This window comes from Vibrio tetraodonis (assembly GCF_003350295.1).
Lineage (GTDB): Bacteria > Pseudomonadota > Gammaproteobacteria > Enterobacterales > Vibrionaceae > Vibrio > Vibrio tetraodonis.
The window spans coordinates 159891-175096 of record NZ_QLYY01000011.1 but is presented as its reverse complement, the minus strand read 5'-3'; the positions used below and the strand labels follow the sequence as shown (position 1 = coordinate 175096).

Below are 15206 nucleotides of genomic sequence, written 5' to 3'. Positions count from 1 at the left end.
ATATAACACTATCGGGAGTATTCCAACAAGCCGCGTTAAAAAGATTGTACCTTTTCACGCCTAAGAGATTATTTCTTCTCTAACTGCTGTCTTATAGCTTCGGCTAATTGTTCAAAACGAGCTCGTAGTGGAGAGCCAGGGCGATAAGCGACAACAATGCTTCGAGAAGGCACTGGGTTTGTCGCTTTTACATAGCAAACGCCATCTTTATATTTTTCTTTGGGTAAAGATAATTCAGGTAACAAGGTAATACCCGCACCTGCAGCTACCATGTTACGCAATGTTTCAAGGCTCGTCGCTTTAAAACGCTCATCATCTTTTGCTCCAGCAGCAAAACAAAAGCCTAAAGCCTGATCTCTTAGGCAATGACCATCTCCTAATGCTAATACCGTTTTACCATTCAACTCCAACATATCGACTTTATCTAGCTTTGCCCACGGATGATCACAAGGAACAGCAATACTTAGTGGCTCTTCATAAACTTCAATTTCCTTAAATGGTTCGGTTTCAGCTACAGAAGCCAAAACTAAACAATCTAACTTACCATCTTCTAGCTGCTTAACCAGTTGATTGGTCTGAGCCTCATGTAAAAACAATTCAAGCTCAGGAAATTGCTCTTTTAGTACAGGGACGATTTTAGGCAGTAAGTACGGGCCAACGGTTGGGATAAAACCGATATGCATAGGGCCTGTCATGGCTTTTCCTTGGCCGCTCGCCATATCACGGAAGGTTTTCACCTCAGATAAAATTCGCTTTGCTTGCCCAACCAACTGAAGACCAGCGTCAGTGAATAAAACGCGCCGACTGCTTCGCTCTAATAAGGCCGTGCCTATCTCATCCTCCAATTTACGAATTTGGCCACTCAAGGTCGGTTGACTGACAAAGCACGCTTCTGCGGCTTTACGGAAATGATTATGTTCTGCCAGAGCCACCAAATACTCGAAATCACGGATATTCATTTTTTCATTTACCCACAAAAATAGAAAAAACCTATCGATACCATAGCATCTAACGATTGGAGCTATCAAAGTAAATTTCAAATAATAGCTCCATCGACATCATGCACGTCAGCTGCTAATACAATTTTTAATCTTTTCAAAGGAATCAGTAATGTTTACATCGAAAGAAGGCCATGAAGTACCACAAGTCACATTCCCAACTCGTCAAGGCGATGCTTGGGTAAACGTCACTAGTGATGATATTTTTAAAGACAAGACTGTGATTGTATTTAGTCTGCCAGGAGCCTTCACTCCAACTTGTTCTTCTAGCCATCTGCCTCGCTACAATGAGCTATTCTCAGTGTTCAAAGAGCATGGTGTAGATGAAACTTTGTGTGTTTCTGTCAATGACACCTTTGTAATGAATGCTTGGAAAGCCGATCAAGAAGCAACCAATATCACCTTCTTGCCTGATGGTAACGGCGAATTTACTGATGGCATGGGAATGCTTGTTGAGAAAAATGACCTCGGCTTTGGCAAACGCTCATGGCGCTATAGTATGCTAGTCAAAAATGGCGTGGTTGAAAAAATGTTCATTGAACCGAATGAGGCTGGCGACCCATTCAAAGTCTCTGACGCAGATACCATGCTTGGCTACATTGCCCCTGATCACAAGACTCAAGAATCTATTACTGTTTTCAGTAAACCTGGCTGTCCTTTCTGCGCTAAAGCAAAACAGAGTTTGATCGACCATAATCTTCAATACGAAGAAGTTATCTTGGGCAAAGATGCTACTACGGTCAGCTTACGTGCTATCTCAGGTCGCGCAACCGTACCACAAGTGTTCATTGGTGGAAAACATATAGGTGGCAGTGAAGAGCTCGAATCTTACCTAGGCTAACAATTTATTGGGGTTATACCTCACTACTGTTGCGCTCTGAGCTCCAGTGCCAAGCGCGGTACTCAATATCATCACCGAAGCAATAAGTTGCTTCGGTGGTTTATCTGACAGGAATTTAAAATGAAACAGCTCAATGTCGATGTTGCAGTGATTGGAGGTGGAACTGCTGGTTTAGGTGCCTATCGTGCTGCTAAAGCGCATACCTCAAGCGTGGTTATGATTGAAGGTGGTCCATACGGCACCACTTGCGCCAGAGTCGGCTGCATGCCATCAAAACTACTGATAGCAGCTGCCGAAAGCGTGCACCAAATTGAGAAAGCACCGCAGTTTGGCATCCATCCACAAGGCAATATTACTATCAATGGCCGTGAAGTGATGGACAGGGTCAAAAGAGAACGCGATCGTTTCGTTGGCTTTGTCCTGGAAGGGGTCGATGAAATACCCGCCCAAGACAAAATTGTCGGTTACGCTCAGTTTGTTGATAACAACACGCTAAATATAGATGGACACACTCAAGTAACCGCCAAGCGTATTGTAATTGCAACGGGTTCTCGACCTGCTTATCCAAATGTTTGGAATGAGCTGGGAGATCGCCTAGTCATTAACGATGATGTTTTTGACTGGGATGACTTACCTAAGTCTGTTGCTGTATTTGGTCCTGGTGTTATTGGATTGGAGCTTGGCCAAGCTTTACACCGCCTCGGTGTTGAGATTAAGTTGTTTGGTCTCGGCGGCCAAGTTGGTCCACTGACTGACCCAGAAGTGATGAGCTATGCTGATAAAGCATTTAAACAAGAGTTTTATTTGGATGCCAACGTCAAAGTCGAACAAATGAAGCGTATTTCAGCTTCCGATGGTTCGAACGAAGATAAAGTTGAAATCCAATTTATCAACCATGATGGTGAACTTGAGACCTTTATCGTCGATTACGTTCTTGCCGCAACAGGTCGTCGACCTAATGTAGATAAGCTTGGACTCAAAAGTACATCCGTTGAGTTAGATGAACGTGGAGTGCCTACGGCTGACCACTACACACTGCAAACCTCGGCAGACAATATATTTATTGCAGGTGATGCAAGTAACCAAATCCCTTTGTTACACGAAGCCGCCGATCAAGGACGCATAGCAGGCGATAACGCCGGACGCTACCCAGACATCCGCGCAGGACTTCGCCGCTCATCCATTTCGGCTGTGTTCTCCGACCCACAAATCGCTATGGTAGGAGAAAGTTTCAAGCAGCTTGAAACTCGGCTAGGAAACTGCGGCTGCTTTGCAACCGGTGCGGTATCTTTTGAAAATCAAGGCCGATCGCGAGTCATGCTGCGGAATAAAGGTCTATTGCATGTTTATGGTGAACAAGGGACGGGACGCTTCCTTGGAGCAGAGATGATTGGGCCAAACGCAGAACATTTAGCCCATCTACTCGCTTGGGCACACCAAAACAAAATGACAATATCCGAAATGCTGGATATGCCCTTTTACCACCCAGTAATAGAAGAAGGTGTTAGAACTGCGTTACGTGATCTCAATGCGAAACTGCACCTAGGGCCAGAAATGATTAAGCACTGCCTTGACTGTGGACCCGGTTGTTAAAACTCACATAGTAAGTACTTTTTAGCGAGCCACATGGCTCGCTTTATTTTTATCTTATACCGGTAAGAATTTACTCAAAGATCGCTTTCAACTAAGCTAACACATGATTTAAGTGAAACTGGTAAGCAATCTACTCTATGGCGTGCAAATACTGCGAGAAACCTTGGTTTTGGAAAAAGGTGGGGCGATGTCAGCGCTGCATGATCCAGCTTGCCTGTCTTTCGACAATAACTTGGATACTCTGGTGGTATCTAGGACAGCACAGCCCTACATCCATCGAATCCATCTCAATACTTGTGGCAGGGTTTGCTTTTCACTCCCTACTTTTTCTTCATCTCTGGATGCGCTTTGTTATTCTTCCTTGGCGAAGAAGCAAATTTAACATCAAAACTTGAGCTCATTTTTTAAAGCAATAAGCGAAAAAAAGCCCCAAAACCAATTTCGGCCTTGGGGCTCTCTTAGATAATTCTAAGAAAAAGCAGTGGTATTTTAATAGACCCTGCTTTTTCGATAAGGTTCCACAAAAATACGATCTTTTTTGATCTTTTTAAAAACTACGCGACTTATTATGCAACATTCGCTCGCGCTATCGAGTTCTCAACTAGGTTAATCTCCAGCGCGACTTCATCACATGCATGCTGACGAGGACACTGCTCGCAGTCTTTCAGGACTTTTTCAGGTAACAAAGATTTAGAGGTTGGCAAAAATTGTATCTTCATAAAGAACTCTGGGGTTCGGGTCAGGACAAATACTTTCTTAATCGCCATCTGGCGCGCTTTCTCAACCAAGTAATGCACAATCGCACTTCCTTGGCCTTGGCCCTGCCAGCCAGCCTCAACACCTAATGAACGTATTTCTGCCAATCCTGAGTCATACACATAAAGAGAAGCACATCCTGTCACTTCACCGTGATGCTCGGCTACCGCAAATGACCCAATATCACGAATCAACTCGCTGCGAGAACGTGGCAGGTTCTCTCCCATGTTTGCCCAATACGCCACCATACCTTCCAAAGATTCTATATCCGTCAAACGCGCCGGACGAACATTCACAGCGTAGGCATCACGGGCAATCAAACGACCTTCAGCTTGTTCAACGGCATGAGCAACCTGCTTTGGTGATACTCCGCCTAACGCACTGCGTTTTTCCAAACATGAATCGATGGTTAAGATCTCATAGACGTCATCTTCGATGACAGGGGAAAATTCCTTCAGCTCTGAGATTGATAACTCTTCAAGTGCACATCCTTTAGCAATTGCGCCAACGACAGCAACACCAACAATATGGTGAGCCTCGCGAAACGGAATACCTTTAGCTACGAGATAATCCGCCAACTCAGTCGCATTCGCATACCCTTGTTTAGCCGCTTCTAACGTGCGCTGCTCGTTAACTTTTATCCCATCAAAACACATAGCAGCCATCTCCATGCAATCGTTCCAAGTATCTAAAGCGTCAAACAGCCCTTCCTTATCTTCTTGCATGTCCTTGTTGTAAGCAAGCGGAAGCGCTTTCACTGTCATCATCATGCCAGCGAGTGAACCGTAAACGCGGCCAGTCTTACCACGGATCAACTCCAATGCATCTGGGTTCTTCTTTTGTGGCATCAAAGATGAGCCTGAGGTTACTGTATCTGCAAGCTCAATAAAGTTGGACTCACCAGAATTATAAAAGATCATATCCTCGGCTAGGCGAGACAAGTGCAGCATAGAAATAGAAGCCACTGACATCAGCTCCATCACGTGATCACGATCAGATACTGAATCAAGTGAATTACGAGTTGCACGATGAAAACCTAAGTTGTGAGCCAGTTTTTCCCTGTCAATCGGATACGCAGTTCCAGCTAACGCGCCAGAACCTAGAGGGCAGGTATCTAAGCGTTTAATCGCATCCTGCAGGCGTGAATAGTCTCTTTCAAACATTTCCACATAAGTCAGGCACCAGTGTGCAAAAGTGACAGGCTGAGCACGTTGCAGATGCGTGTAACCAGGCAACACGGTCGCTTGGTGCACCTTAGCCACAGAAACCATTTGTGATTGCAGACGATCCAAAGCCATAAGTAGCTGCTGGCCTTGTTGACGACACCATAATTTGAGGTCAGTCGCCACCTGATCATTACGAGAACGGCCGGTATGAAGCTTTTTGCCTAGGTCTCCGACCTTGCCAATTAACTGCTGCTCAACCCAAGAGTGGATATCTTCTGCATCAGAACTTAGGATCTGATGCGGATCTTCCATAACCGCCAGTTTTAGCTCATTCAAGGCTAACTCTAGCTTTTGTTGCTCTTGGTCAGATAAAACACCGACAGATAACAATGCTTTAGACCAAGCAATAGAGCCAACAATATCTTGCTCTGCCAATCGGTAGTCAAAGCGCAATGAATCGTTAAATTCCTTGAATCTTGTGTCTGCTGCTTGGGTAAATCTTCCGCCCCATAATGCCATTGCGTCTCTCCTGATTACCAGTGCTCATTTGCTCGATGAACAGCTTCGTTTTCTACATCAATCTGGGTTCTACCCAGTTTTAATCATATTCTGCAAAGTTACGGCAATTCGAGCAAAAAATAAAGTATAAATTCATTATTTATACATATTTATTCAAGTCAATTTATTTTGAGCTGAGATAAAGTAAACAAAAAAGCCCATTCGCAAAGCAAATGGGCTCGTTTTAATTATCTGCTATTACTTATTCTGATGTTTAAGTGTGCGAATCCGACTGGACAAAGAATAAAGGCGAATAAAGCCCTCAGCATGACTCTGATCATACACTTCATCCTCACCAAAAGTTGCAAACTCTTCACAGTATAAGCTGTTTTGAGAACGTTTCTGCGTTACAGTGGCTTGGCCTTTATACAGTTTGATCACCACTTCTCCATTGACATCCTGAGCCAATTCTTCTGATGCTGCCAAAATTGATTTGCATAAAGGCGTAAACCAACGGCCGTCATATACTAGATGTGAAGCTTTTACCCCGAGCTCTTCGCGGAATTCAAACGCGGTTTTATCAAGCACCAATTGCTCCACCGCACGCAGAGCTTCCATCATTATGGTGCCCCCAGGGGTCTCATAACAGCCGCGAGACTTCATGCCAACCAAACGGTTTTCGACAATATCAATGCGGCCAATACCATGCTTGGCCCCTTTTTGATTCAAGTAAACAAGCGTATTGTATGGCGTCATATTTTCACCATCGACGCATACAACTTCACCTTTCTCAACTTTTAAGGTGACATACTCGGCTTCGTTTGGCGCTTGTTCAGGGGCAACAGTCCAGACCCAGCAATCCTCATTGGGCTGATTCCAAGTATCTTCAAGTACGCCACCTTCCGTTGAGATATGCCAAGCATTCGCATCTCTTGAATAGATTTTAGTTAGAGAAGCGGTACATGGGATATTACGCTCAGCAAGGTAATCAAGACACTCTTCACGACTAACAAGATCCCATTCTCGCCACGGAGCAATAACATGCAGATCGGGAGCTAAGGCTGCAAATGCACCTTCAAAACGCACTTGATCGTTACCCTTGCCAGTACATCCATGACACAAAGCATCCGCACCCACTTTGCGTGCAACCTCTACCTGCGCTTTTGCAATGATAGGACGAGCCATTGAAGTGCCAAGTAAATATTTGCCTTCATAACAAGCCCCTGTTTTTAAGGTTGGATAGATGTAATCCGCAACCATGGCTTCTTTAAGATCAGCAACATAACATTCAGATGCCCCAGATGCTTTGGCTTTTGCTTCAATACCCTCTAACTCTTCAGCGCCTTGTCCCACATCAGCAACAAAAGCGACCACTTCACAATCATAGTTTTCTTTAAGCCACGGGATAATTACCGAGGTATCAAGACCGCCAGAGTATGCGACAACAACTTTACTGACTTTTACTTTACTCATTTCTGCTTCTCTCCAAAATTTCAGCCCTGCACATGGCGGTCAGTGCTGTCGATCATTCTTTAATTATTCGGTAAAAACTGGGTGCCAATACTTTCCCCAGCAAATAGCTGCGCGAGCTTCTCTGGATAGCGCCAAGTGGCTACCTCAATAGAGCGTCCGAGCGTATTGGCAGCTTCCAATGCAGCCTGAACTTTGACAATCATGCCATCGGTGATCACATGGCCATTGATAAGGCTTTGAGCTTCTTTATCATCAAGGCTATTTATAAGATGCCCTTTACCATCAAGCACACCGCTCACATCCGATAGCAATACAAGATCAGCGTCCAAGGCTCCAGCAACCGCGACGGCTGCCTGATCAGCATTGACATTCATCATTTGTCCATTCGCCGTGATGCCAATCGAGCTAATAATGGGTAAAGCGCCACTATCGAGAACCGCTTGCAATAGGGTTGAGCTTCCCGGTGTCGCTGCCCCAACTGCGCCAAGCTCGGGATCCAACTCTTCAACCTGACACAAACCACCATCGGCAAGACTTAAACCAATCGCATTCAAGCCATCTTTAATCGCTTGGCCTTGCAACATCTTGTTCGCGGTCCCAGCCAAAGCGCCTGTAATCAAAGGGATTTGTTCATAGGGCGTTACCCGCAAGCCATTTTTTTTGACTGTTTCCAGCTGTAACTTGTCCATAAGTTCATCCACCAAGTAGCCGCCTCCGTGGACAATGACGATCGGTCGCTGAACCGAACTTTGATAATCTGCAATCGCACCAAAAACCTGACTCAATGTCTTAGAACACGACAAGGCAGCACCGCCGAGCTTTATCACTAATGGAGTTTGTTTGTTCTCTGTCATTACTTTTCCTTTTGCCTGCTTGTTTATACAAGGGCAGTTAATTCTGCAAATCCATAGTGGATATTGAGGCATTGCATCGCTTGGCTCGAAGCACCCTTAAGTAAGTTATCTATCGCAGAAACGACAATGATGTGTTCGCCCTGAACCTTCCAGCCGATATCGCAAAATGGCGAATTCTCCACATTCTGAATACTGGGTAATTCTGCAGATAGTAAGCGCATCGCAGGTTTATCTTGGTAGGCGATTTGAAACGCCTTTTCGACGCATTCTTGAGTCACACCTTGAGCTAGCTTCATGGTGATTGTTGCTAAAATACCGCGTTTAAAGTTACCAAGATGAGGAGTAAATATAACGTCGGTACAAAGGTGGGTCGCAATCTCAGGTTGGTGACGATGAGAAAATACGCCGTAAGGCTTCAAACTAACTTCACAATAGCTATTGGCCATGGATGCTTTACGACCAGCTCCTGACACACCGCTGGTTGCGTTAATTACTGGCCACTGCCTAACATCTAAAAGATTCGCCTCAACCAACGGCTTTATCGCAAGCTGTGAAGCTGTGGGATAGCACCCTGGCACAGCAATCAACTGAGCTCGCTTAATGCTATTGCTGTTCCACTCCGCCAGACCGTAAGCCGCAGTCTCTAACCAATTTTGATGCTGATGCTCAAAGCCATAAAATTGCTCATAAAAACCTTCTTGCTTAACTCTAAATGCACCTGACAAATCAAAAACTTGGCAACCTTTGGCAAGGAAAATAGGTGCTAAATCATGACTGACTTGGTGATCGGTTGCCAGAAATACCACATCACTTTGAGCAGCCACGAGCTCAGGATCGTGCAAAGCTTCTACTGTGTGATTCACCACACCTGATAGCTTGCCATGCAATTGGGAAATACATTTACCTGCGTCTACACTCTTGGCTGAAACATACAAACCCGATAATGTAAGCTGAGGGTGTTTATGCACCATTAGGGCGAGCTCAGCCCCTGTATAACCGCTGGCACCAATAATTGTGGTTTTGAGTATATCGAACATCCGACTTACCTTTAAAAATTACAGTTACTAATGATTATAAATCTTAAAATAACCAACAATATCGGTTTTTTATTCATTTAAATTGATTTATTATGTTTTTACCTTCATTAATCATTTATGTCAACAGGCAAAGCGAAACTAAATTATGCAACTACCCAGTTTTATCGAGGTCTATCAAGGCCTGATATCCACCTCATCAATCAGTTCGACTGATCCAAGTTGGGATCAGGGAAACGCACATGTGATTGAAAAACTAGACTCGTGGATGCAATCACTCGGCTTTGAAACTGACGTAATCAAAGTCTCGGCAGGAAAATTCAACCTACTGGCTAAAAAGGGAACGGGCGAGGGTGGACTGCTACTTGCTGGTCATAGCGATACGGTTCCTTTTGACCAAGGGCGTTGGAATTTCGACCCACATAAACTGACCCAAGCTGACAATCGCTTTTATGGGCTCGGCACTGCTGACATGAAAGGCTTTTTCGCATTCATTTATGAAGCGGTAAAAAAAGTTGACTGGAGCAAGCAAACCAAGCCCTTATATGTGCTGGCAACATGTGATGAAGAAACAACCATGCTCGGTGCACGGCATTTTACTGATAACAGTCCTATTGAACCTGATTACTGTATTATTGGTGAGCCTACCAGCCTAGTGCCAATCCGTGGCCACAAAGGACATATGGCTAACTCTATCCGGGTAACGGGCAAATCAGGCCATTCATCTGATCCGGCTCTTGGTGTTAATGCGATTGAGATTATGCATGAAATTTTATTTGCCATGATGCAACTGCGCGACAGACTGATTAAGGATTATCACCACCCAGGATTTGCGATCCCGAGCCCCACGCTCAACCTTGGTCATATACATGGAGGGGATAGTGCTAATCGTATCTGTGGCTGTTGTGAGCTGCACTACGACGTACGCCCTTTACCTGGAATTAGCCTAGACAGCTTGGATAACATGCTACGCAGTGCGTTAAAGGAAGTTGAATTAAAATGGCCCGGAAAAATTGAAATCACCGCACTTCATGAGCCTATCCCAGGTTATGAATGTCAGCACAACCATCCATTTATCAAGGGTATGGAAGAGATATCTGGAACAGACAGCGAAACCGTTAACTATTGCACTGAAGCGCCTTTCTTGCAGCAGCTTTGCCCAACACTTGTCCTCGGCCCAGGTTCAATAGAACAAGCGCACCAACCCGATGAGTATCTTGGCTTTGAGTTTATCGAACCAACCATAGACGTGCTCTCCAAAGCAATGCATAAATATTGTTTCTAGTTTAATTTGGGCAGTAGTTTCACTGGCCATAGTTTGTAATAAAATTTCAGTATTGGGCAAAAGCGGCCTAATGCTGAAGTTAGCTAGCTGAGGCTAACCTTTGCACTACTATGCAAGAGTATTTGACTCTCATTGATATTTTTCGCTAGATTGTCTATTCAACAAAGAACAATGGATGTAATTTTTTTACAAGGTAGGATAATAATGAACGAAAAATACTCTGCTCTCAGAAGCAATGTGAGCATGCTGGGGCATTTATTGGGTAATACCATCAAAGATGCTCATGGTGATGCCCTTCTGGAAAAAGTAGAAACCATTCGTAAGCTTTCAAAATCTGCTCTCTCCGGCAATAAATCAGATAGAGAAAGCTTAATAGAAGAAATAAAAAACCTACCTGACGACCAACTTACCCCTGTTGCTCACGCCTTTAATCAATTTCTTAACCTCACCAACATGGCAGAGCAATATCACACCATTTCTCGCCACTGTGACACAGACGTCAGTGAACCCGATGCTATTAAAGCTTTGTTTTCAAAACTCAACCAAAATGGTATTAGTCAACTAGATACCGCACAAGCTATTCGTGATCTCAATATAGAACTGGTGCTCACAGCGCATCCAACAGAAATCACACGTCGCACCATGATCAACAAGCTGGTCAAAATTAATAAGTGTTTATCAAAGCTCGATCTCAATGAACTTTCCAGTAAAGAGCGGTTAAAAACCGAACGCCGGCTTGAGCAATTAATCGCGCAGGGGTGGCACTCAGATACGATACGTCAGCAGCGCCCTACTCCCCTTGATGAAGCCAAATGGGGTTTCGCCGTGGTCGAGAACTCACTATGGGAGGCCGTGCCAGACTTTCTGCGTGAATTAGACGGGAAAGTACGTGAATATTTGCAAGAGGGCTTGCCGATTGATGCGAGACCCGTTCACTTTTCATCATGGATGGGGGGAGACCGAGACGGTAATCCGTTTGTCACACACACCATTACTCGTGAAGTCATGCTGCTATCTCGCTGGAAAGCAGCCGATCTCTACCTCAATGACATCAATGAATTAATCAGTGAGCTTTCAATGACGCGCTGCAATGAGGCTGTGCGCTCACTGGCTGGTGAAGATGAACATGAACCTTATCGCGCCATTCTTAAACAGCTTCGTTCGCTACTCACCGACACCAAGGCCATCCTTGATGGAAAAATCAAAGGCCAAAAAATTGCTATTAAAGCGCCGCTGCAAAAAGTGGAGCAGCTTTGGGATCCTCTGTATGCCTGCTATCAGTCATTACATCAATGCGGTATGGGAATTATCGCCGAAGGTTCTCTACTGGATACACTGCGCCGCATCAAAGCCTTTGGGGTTCATTTGGTTCGTTTGGATATTCGCCAAGAAAGTACACGCCACTCAGATGCATTATCAGAATTAACCCGCTATCTGGGGATTGGAGATTACAATCATTGGAACGAGCAAGATAAAATCGCTTTTCTAACCAATGAGCTATCTTCTAAAAGACCTTTGCTACCAAGAGATTGGCAACCTTCTGAAGCGGTACAAGAAGTACTTGATACGTGCAAAATCATCGCTACTCAGCCACGTGAAGCATTTGGCGCCTATGTGATTTCCATGGCTCGCACGGCATCAGATGTGCTCGCGGTGCATTTATTACTTCAAGAAGCAGGTTGCCCCTACCGTATGGATGTATGCCCGCTGTTTGAAACACTTGATGACCTCAATAATGCTGAGTCGGTTGTCAAACAGCTCATGGGAATTGATTTATACCGAGGTTTTATCCAAAACCATCAAATGGTCATGATAGGCTATTCGGACTCAGCAAAAGATGCTGGCGTCATGTCTGCTGGTTGGGCCCAATATCACGCCATGGAATCATTGGTCAAAGTTGCAGAAGAAGAAGGCGTTGAACTGACCTTATTCCATGGCCGAGGGGGAACTATTGGACGTGGCGGTGCTCCAGCCCATGCAGCTCTGCTATCACAGCCTCCTAAAAGCTTAAAAGGAGGATTAAGAGTCACTGAGCAAGGTGAAATGATCCGCTTTAAACTCGGACTTCCAGAGGTTGCAGTAAATAGCTTTAATCTTTATGCAAGCGCAATTTTAGAGGCTAACTTACTGCCGCCACCTGAGCCGAAGAAAGCATGGCGTGATCAGATGAATCTTCTGTCTAAAGTCAGTTGTGAGGCGTATAGAAATATCGTTCGAGGTAAGCCTGACTTCGTGCCATATTTTCGTCAAGCAACACCAGAACTTGAGTTAGGCAAATTACCGCTTGGATCTCGCCCGGCAAAACGCAACCCAAACGGAGGTGTCGAGAGCCTACGTGCAATACCTTGGATATTTTCTTGGAGTCAGAACCGCTTAGTCCTGCCTGCTTGGCTAGGTGCTGGTGAAGCGATTCAACATTCTGTCGACAAAGGACATCAAACTCTATTGGAAGAAATGTGTCGCGAGTGGCCATTTTTTTCTACTCGCCTTGGTATGCTGGAAATGGTCTACGCCAAATGTAATTTAGAGATCGCTCGCTATTACGATGAACGATTGGTTGAAGAAAAATTGCAACCTTTAGGTGAACAATTACGCCAGCAGCTGAGTAAGGACATTAAAGCGGTATTAAATGTTGAAAACAATGAAAATTTAATGCAAAGCGATCCTTGGGGGCAAGAGTCCATCCGCTTACGCAACATCTATGTTGAGCCTCTCAATATGCTCCAAGCGGAGTTACTGTACCGCAATCGCCAAAATAGCTCGGCTTCTCCTGAACTAGAGGAGGCTTTAATGGTAACCATTGCGGGCATAGCAGCCGGAATGCGCAACACTGGATAGTCGCAGTGAACTATGATTTGGGGCTGATTTAATCGACAGCCCCAATGCATCTGATGCTAAAAACACCAAATACATAAAAACAAAAAACCAAAAGAAAAACTAAAAAAGTAAAAGTTTAGAATATTATGCTGATAAAATGATTTATTGAGTTAATTATCAGTTTTTTACCATTATCGGCCCTTCTATTCTACTTTATGCTTATTATTTAGATATAATACTTCTCCTTTGCGATGAATAATAAAATTACAGATCGCTCTAGGTGATAAAACGGCTTTTAAGGTGACATGGCCAACATTGTTGGCGCTGCTTGTGTCTCTACTGATGATAAGTGCCAAAGAAGCACAACAGTAGCAAAGCAGTTATTAGTATTTATTTGACCATTTGGATTAAAGACATGTCATTACCACACGTTATCCTAACAGTTCTAAGCACACGCGATGCCACTGGATATGATATCACCAAAGAATTTTCAGCCACCATTGGCTACTTTTGGAAAGCAAGTCATCAACAGGTTTATCGTGAGCTCAACAAAATGGCTCAGAACAAACTCGTTACTTGCGTACTTGAGCCCCAAGAAGGCAAACCCGACCGCAAAGTATATTCAATCACAGATGCGGGACGAGTCGCACTCGGAGAATGGTTCGATCAACCAACAGCTCATCCAACCGTTCGCGATGAGTTCTGTGCTAAATTGATGGCATGCGCTGTGCAGCCCTCTGCACCTTACCATCAACAACTTGCTGAGCTGGTCGAGGAATCTCGTAAGCTTGTCTCGCATTACAAAGAGATTGAAAGCGCTTACTATTCTAAACCTGCAACTCTCGACAAACAGCAGCGTCTTGAGCGCTTAACACTTCGTCGCAACCTACTCGTGCGCCAAGCTTGGGTAGAGTGGGCAGAAGAAGTACTTGCAGAGCTGACAGCTCTGGCATAAGCAAGATCAAAAAAGGTTGGCATAGCACCAACCTTTTTTATCGAATAAATATGGTCGTTTAGATACCATCACCACCCACAAAGCTTTGTGAACGTCCATTAAATTGCTGGTCCATATCAAGCGATGGTTTATCGGTTTTGGGCCTACCCACAATCTTAGCGGGCACACCAGCAGCAGTTGTATGTGGCGGCACAGGTTGTAGCACCACAGAGCAAGAACCAATCTTAGCCCCTTCCCCAACTTCAATATTGCCAAGAATTTTGGCCCCTGCACCAATCATGACGCCTTCACGTATTTTCGGGTGTCGATCACCACAAGCTTTACCAGTACCACCTAATGTAACATCTTGAAGGATTGATACGTCATTCTCGACAACAGCAGTTTCGCCAATCACAATGCCTGTTGCGTGATCGAGCATGATGCCCTGACCTATGCGCGCCGCTGGATGAATATCCACCTGACAAGCCACCGAAATTTGATTCTGCAAATAAGTCGCAAGAGCAACTCGCCCTTGTTTCCATAGCCAATTCGCCACGCGATACCCTTGCAGTGCATGGTAGCCTTTCAAATAAAGCAAAGGCATTGAATACATGGAAACAGCAGGATCACGGTTGACCGTCGCACAAATATCACAAGCGGCAGCTTCAATAATTGAGTGATCAGTACTGAAGGCTTCTTCAATCACTTCACGGACAGCCATTGCAGGCATCGAAGTCGTATTAAGTTTATTGGCTAAGATGTAACTTAACGCCGAAGCCAAACTGTCATGCTTAATGATAGTCGCATGATAAAAGCTGGCTAGCATGGGCTCCTGCTCGGATAAGTCACGAGCCTCCCTTACCACCGCTTGCCAAACTTTCTGTTTCTCACAATGTTTCATTTCTAAACCTTACATTTGACTACTACAAGGCGCCTTGAAGCCTAATATTGCACAGC

At 44.7% G+C, this 15206-nt stretch carries 12 protein-coding genes; 6 read left to right on the top strand and 6 right to left on the bottom strand.

Translation table 11 applies throughout. The features are described from left to right. Nucleotides 1-68: 68 nt before the first annotated feature. On the bottom strand, nucleotides 69-959 hold the full coding sequence (gene oxyR / locus DPF90_RS08970) for a DNA-binding transcriptional regulator OxyR (protein ID WP_114786023.1): 891 nt from the start codon (nucleotides 957-959) through the stop codon (nucleotides 69-71). Nucleotides 960-1110: 151 nt separating this feature from the next. Here oxyR and DPF90_RS08965 point away from each other — a divergent pair, with 151 nt between their 5' ends. The 3 genes from DPF90_RS08965 to DPF90_RS08955 all read left to right on the top strand — a co-directional run bounded on the left by DPF90_RS08965 (nucleotide 1111) and on the right by DPF90_RS08955 (nucleotide 3827). Next, nucleotides 1111-1839 (top strand): glutathione peroxidase, encoded by a 729-nt coding sequence (locus DPF90_RS08965; RefSeq protein WP_114785994.1) that lies wholly within the window; start codon nucleotides 1111-1113, stop codon nucleotides 1837-1839. 120 nt (nucleotides 1840-1959) lie between these two features. Continuing rightward, the gene (locus DPF90_RS08960; protein WP_114785993.1) at nucleotides 1960-3432 is read left to right on the top strand and encodes a dihydrolipoyl dehydrogenase; all 1473 of its coding nucleotides are present in this window, start codon (nucleotides 1960-1962) and stop codon (nucleotides 3430-3432) included. A gap of 137 nt (nucleotides 3433-3569) precedes the next feature. Further along, entirely contained in the window at nucleotides 3570-3827 is a 258-nt protein-coding gene (locus DPF90_RS08955; protein WP_114785992.1) for a DUF3624 domain-containing protein, read from the top strand. A gap of 171 nt (nucleotides 3828-3998) precedes the next feature. Here the strand turns inward: DPF90_RS08955 and argH are convergent, their stop codons facing one another. From argH to argC, 4 genes are all read right to left on the bottom strand, one after another. Then, nucleotides 3999-5873, bottom strand: coding sequence for an argininosuccinate lyase (gene argH / locus DPF90_RS08950; protein ID WP_114785991.1), 1875 nt, complete (start codon nucleotides 5871-5873; stop codon nucleotides 3999-4001). Nucleotides 5874-6110: 237 nt separating this feature from the next. Next, entirely contained in the window at nucleotides 6111-7325 is a 1215-nt protein-coding gene (locus DPF90_RS08945; RefSeq protein WP_114785990.1) for an argininosuccinate synthase, read from the bottom strand. Nucleotides 7326-7384: 59 nt separating this feature from the next. Beyond that, complete coding sequence (argB, locus tag DPF90_RS08940; protein ID WP_114785989.1) at nucleotides 7385-8179, bottom strand: acetylglutamate kinase; 795 nt, start codon at nucleotides 8177-8179, stop codon at nucleotides 7385-7387. A gap of 23 nt (nucleotides 8180-8202) precedes the next feature. Continuing rightward, nucleotides 8203-9207, bottom strand: a complete 1005-nt coding sequence (gene argC / locus DPF90_RS08935; protein ID WP_114786022.1) for an N-acetyl-gamma-glutamyl-phosphate reductase — start codon at nucleotides 9205-9207, stop codon at nucleotides 8203-8205. 154 nt (nucleotides 9208-9361) lie between these two features. On the opposite strand from argC, the gene argE reads away from it, so the two are divergent. The 3 genes from argE to DPF90_RS08920 all read left to right on the top strand — a co-directional run bounded on the left by argE (nucleotide 9362) and on the right by DPF90_RS08920 (nucleotide 14270). Further along, a complete protein-coding gene (gene argE / locus DPF90_RS08930) occupies nucleotides 9362-10498 on the top strand; it encodes an acetylornithine deacetylase (protein ID WP_114785988.1) in 1137 nt (378 codons plus the stop codon). 204 nt (nucleotides 10499-10702) lie between these two features. Beyond that, nucleotides 10703-13336: a phosphoenolpyruvate carboxylase gene (gene ppc / locus DPF90_RS08925; protein WP_114785987.1), complete on the top strand. Its 2634-nt coding sequence runs from the start codon at nucleotides 10703-10705 to the stop codon at nucleotides 13334-13336. A 394-nt stretch (nucleotides 13337-13730) separates the two neighbouring features. Then, on the top strand, nucleotides 13731-14270 hold the full coding sequence (locus tag DPF90_RS08920) for a PadR family transcriptional regulator (RefSeq protein ID WP_114785986.1): 540 nt from the start codon (nucleotides 13731-13733) through the stop codon (nucleotides 14268-14270). A gap of 58 nt (nucleotides 14271-14328) precedes the next feature. Here DPF90_RS08920 and cysE read toward each other — a convergent pair whose 3' ends face one another. After that, nucleotides 14329-15150 (bottom strand): serine O-acetyltransferase, encoded by an 822-nt coding sequence (gene cysE / locus DPF90_RS08915; RefSeq protein ID WP_114785985.1) that lies wholly within the window; start codon nucleotides 15148-15150, stop codon nucleotides 14329-14331. Nucleotides 15151-15206: the final 56 nt, after the last annotated feature.

Excerpts from the sequence above, each read along its gene's own strand:
- argB (WP_114785989.1), bottom strand. The coding sequence starts at position 8,179 with ATGACAGAGAACAAACAAACTCCATTAGTGATAAAGCTCGGCGGTGCT.
- argE (WP_114785988.1), top strand. The coding sequence starts at position 9,362 with ATGCAACTACCCAGTTTTATCGAGGTCTATCAAGGCCTGATATCCACC.
- DPF90_RS08960 (WP_114785993.1), top strand. The coding sequence starts at position 1,960 with ATGAAACAGCTCAATGTCGATGTTGCAGTGATTGGAGGTGGAACTGCT.
- DPF90_RS08955 (WP_114785992.1), top strand. The coding sequence starts at position 3,570 with ATGGCGTGCAAATACTGCGAGAAACCTTGGTTTTGGAAAAAGGTGGGG.
- DPF90_RS08945 (WP_114785990.1), bottom strand. The coding sequence starts at position 7,325 with ATGAGTAAAGTAAAAGTCAGTAAAGTTGTTGTCGCATACTCTGGCGGT.
- cysE (WP_114785985.1), bottom strand. The coding sequence starts at position 15,150 with ATGAAACATTGTGAGAAACAGAAAGTTTGGCAAGCGGTGGTAAGGGAG.
- argH (WP_114785991.1), bottom strand. The coding sequence starts at position 5,873 with ATGGCATTATGGGGCGGAAGATTTACCCAAGCAGCAGACACAAGATTC.
- ppc (WP_114785987.1), top strand. The coding sequence starts at position 10,703 with ATGAACGAAAAATACTCTGCTCTCAGAAGCAATGTGAGCATGCTGGGG.
- oxyR (WP_114786023.1), bottom strand. The coding sequence starts at position 959 with ATGAATATCCGTGATTTCGAGTATTTGGTGGCTCTGGCAGAACATAAT.
- DPF90_RS08920 (WP_114785986.1), top strand. The coding sequence starts at position 13,731 with ATGTCATTACCACACGTTATCCTAACAGTTCTAAGCACACGCGATGCC.
- DPF90_RS08965 (WP_114785994.1), top strand. The coding sequence starts at position 1,111 with ATGTTTACATCGAAAGAAGGCCATGAAGTACCACAAGTCACATTCCCA.